Here is a 3150-nt window from a genome sequence, read left to right on the forward strand (position 1 = left end):
GCGGGCGTTCGAGCGGCACGCGCTTCAGGCACAGGCCGCCGGTGCGGCGGATGGTCTTCGCGTCGTCGGTGAAGCGGTCGATGGTCTGGTCGCGCGTGGCGATCCTGAAGTCGTCGTAGCGCAGCTTGATGCCGATGGTCTTGCCCACATAGCCCTTGCGCTGCAGGTCCTCGGCGAGCTTCTCGCACAGCCGCGTGAAGATCTCGCCGAGCTCCGCGCGGTCGCGCACCGCATGCAGGTCGCGCTCGAAGGTGGTCTCGCGGCTCATCGAGACCGGCTCGCTCTCGGTCACCACCGGGCGATCGTCGCGGCCCCACGCCACCTCGTGCATCCAGGCGCCGGTGGACTTGCCGAAGTTGTCGATCAGCCAGCCGCGCTCGCAGGCCGCGAGCTCGCCGATGGTCTCGATGCCCAGGCGCTTGAGCTTCTCGTCGGCCTTGGGCCCGATGCCGTTGACCTTGCGGCAGGGCAGCGGCCAGATGCGCGTCTGCACGTCGTCCTCGTAGACCACCGAGATGCCGTTGGGCTTGTTGAATTCGCTCGCCATCTTGGCGATCAGCTTGTTGGGCGCCACGCCGATCGAGCAGGTCAGGCCGGTGGCCTGGAAGATCGACTTCTGGATCAGCCGCGCCAGCGTGCGCCCGCCCTCGCGCTGGCCGCCGGGCACCTCGGTGAAGTCGATGTAGACCTCGTCCACGCCGCGGTCCTCCATCAGCGGCGCGATGTCCGTGATGATCGACTTGAAGCCGCGCGAGTACTTGCGGATCTCCTCGAAGTCCACCGGCAGCAGGATCGCGTCGGGACACAGCTTGGCGGCCTTCATGAGCCCCATGGCCGAGCCCACGCCGAACTTGCGCGCCGGGTAGGTCGCGGTGGTGATCACGCCGCGGCCCACGTAGTCCTTGAGCCGTGCGAAGGCATCGACCGGAATGTCGGCCAGCGTGCCGCCGGGCGGCAGGTGGCGGATCGCCTCGTCCACGCTGCGCCGGCCACCGCCGATCACCACCGGCAGGCCCTTGAGCTGCGGATAGCGCAGCAGCTCGACCGACGCGTAGAAGGCGTCCATGTCGAGGTGGGCGATGCGGCGGATCGGGGGCGTGGCGGCGGGCTTGGAACTCACGGTAACGATTGTCTCGCGCTGCGCCGATGTTCGCCCGGGCCGTGCAAGAATGCTTCGGAATTTCAATCCCCGCGAGGACAACGGAAAGGAATGCGCCATGGGTGACGACGAGGAAGGCGGCCTCTCGGTCGCGCTGACGCCGGTGCAGCTGGCGGCGGTGCTCGGTGGCGAGGACGTGCCCGAGTCGGCGAGCCTCAGCAACCGGCTCTGGGGTACCGCGGCGCTGGTCGGCGGCGTCATCGAACTGGTCGGCGCGGGCGTGCTGTGCGTCGCGCCCGAACCCACCATGGCGAGCAAGGTCGGCTGCGTGGTGCTCGGTGCCCACGGCAGCGACGTCACCGCCACCGCCGCGCGCCAGATCTGGACCGGCCGCTCGCAGCGCACCGCCACCTCCATGACGGCCGATGCCGCCGCGCAGGCCATGGGCGCCTCGCCCGAGACCGGCGCGCAGGTGGGGCTCGCGGTCGACGTCGCGGTGCCGTTGTTCGTGGCCGGCGGCTTGGCCGCATCGCGCGTCATCGCGGTGCGCGCGAGCCGCTTCAAGCTCGAGCCCGTGCGCCTCATCGAGCATGAGGGCGTGGCCGGCTCCAAGGCCGGCGGCCACACCATCCGCGAACACGTCGGCAAATCGGCGCAGGACCTGTTCGACCGCTTCGCGAAGAAGCCCAGCCTGCAGAAGTCGTCGTCGTTCTTCGACCTCGCCACGGCCGAGTCGGCCATCAGCCAGACGGTGCGCGCCAATGCGCGCGCGATCCGCGCCTGGTCGCGCTCGGCGCAGGTGGGCTCCAAGCCGATGGCCTTCGAGCACGACATCGGCACCGTGGTCGGCATCGGCGTGCAGCGCGGCAGCACGGCCGTGAGCCAGCTCACCAAGGTGCGCGTGACGCTCAACATGAAGGCCTACAACGGCAAGCCCTTCTACATCCTCACCGCCCATCCGTTCTGACAGCCAGCAGAAAAAATCCCACGATGCGATTCGAACTGATCGACCACTTGACCAAGGTCTATTTCGGCCAGGATGCCGACATCCTCTTCGGCGAGACCGGCGCCGAGATCATGGCCTCGTACCGCGAATCGAGCACCCCGGCCGAGCTGGCCGCGCTGCGTGCCGAGATCGCCGACTACCGGGGTTCGCACGACGACGTCGAGGCCGCGTTCGCGCGCGACTTCGAGCGCGACTACCTGCCCGAGGATTTCGGCCGCACGGCGGCGGAGTTCTTCGATCGCGTGCTGGCGGCGGTGCAGTAGCGCCCGCGGCTTCGCTCAGGGCGATTCGGCCGCGGGCGTGCCGTCGGCCGGATCGGGCGGCGGAGCCATCTCGCGCATCAGGCGGTCGACCGCCTCGGGATCCATCGGTGCCTGCCCCGATGCCGCCGCCTCGGGCGCATCGCGCAGCCAGCGCGTGCTGCCGGGCCAGGCCATCGTCGCGGCCATCACCAGCGCGAGCAGTACGAGGTAAGGGGCCAGCGCGAGCGCCACCGCGCGCAGCGGCGGGCGCGGCACGGTCTGTCCGCGCGCGAGCACCAGCGCATAGCCGAAGGGCGGCAGCAGGAAGCCGGCTTGCAGCACCAGCAGCGCGAGCGTCGCGATCCAGGCCGCGTCGGGGAGTTGCGCGAGCACCGGCGGCATCACGATCGGCACCACCAGGAAGATCAGCTCGAAGGCGTCGAGCACGAAGGCGCAGGCCAGCAGGATGGCGAGCACGGCGCCCAGGCCAAGCATCGGATGGCCCTGCAGCGCGAGCATCAGCCGCATGACCAGCGCATCGGTGCCGAAGCCGCGCAGCAGCAGCGAGAAGGTGGTGGCCGCGACCAGCAGCGCATAGAGCGCGCCGGTCAGCGCCATCGCGTCGTCGAGCACCTGGCGCAGCAGCCCCGTGCGCAGCAGCTGGCCCGAGACCAGGCCCCAGCCCAGCAGCAGCATGCAGGCGGTGGCGGCGCCTTCGACCGGCCGCACGCGGCCGAGCGCGATCAGCACCAGCAGCGTGCCGATCACGGGCGGCACGATCGAAAGGGTCCAGCGCTGCGGCC

Annotated in this window: 4 protein-coding genes; 2 read left to right on the forward strand and 2 right to left on the reverse strand. The window is 70.3% G+C overall.

The genetic code is table 11. The features are described 5' to 3' along the window. Nucleotides 1-1066, reverse strand: a 1066-nt coding sequence (locus tag AC27VN_RS37050) for a Y-family DNA polymerase (RefSeq protein ID WP_490879873.1), incomplete at its 3' end; no start/stop codon positions are given. A 151-nt stretch (nt 1067-1217) separates the two neighbouring features. Here AC27VN_RS37050 and AC27VN_RS37055 point away from each other — a divergent pair. Together AC27VN_RS37055 and AC27VN_RS37060 are read left to right on the forward strand one after the other, a co-directional pair. Then, nucleotides 1218-2066: an RNase A-like domain-containing protein gene (locus AC27VN_RS37055; RefSeq protein WP_093356128.1), complete on the forward strand. Its 849-nt coding sequence runs from the start codon at nt 1218-1220 to the stop codon at nt 2064-2066. Nucleotides 2067-2089: 23 nt separating this feature from the next. Then, nucleotides 2090-2368, forward strand: a complete 279-nt coding sequence (locus AC27VN_RS37060) for a contact-dependent growth inhibition system immunity protein (RefSeq protein ID WP_093356126.1) — start codon at nt 2090-2092, stop codon at nt 2366-2368. A 15-nt stretch (nt 2369-2383) separates the two neighbouring features. Here AC27VN_RS37060 and AC27VN_RS37065 read toward each other — a convergent pair. After that, the coding region (locus AC27VN_RS37065; protein WP_490879872.1) for a TRAP transporter large permease subunit at nt 2384-3150 on the reverse strand (767 nt) is incomplete at its 5' end.

This window comes from Variovorax sp. 20P10.2.4, assembly GCF_058244205.1.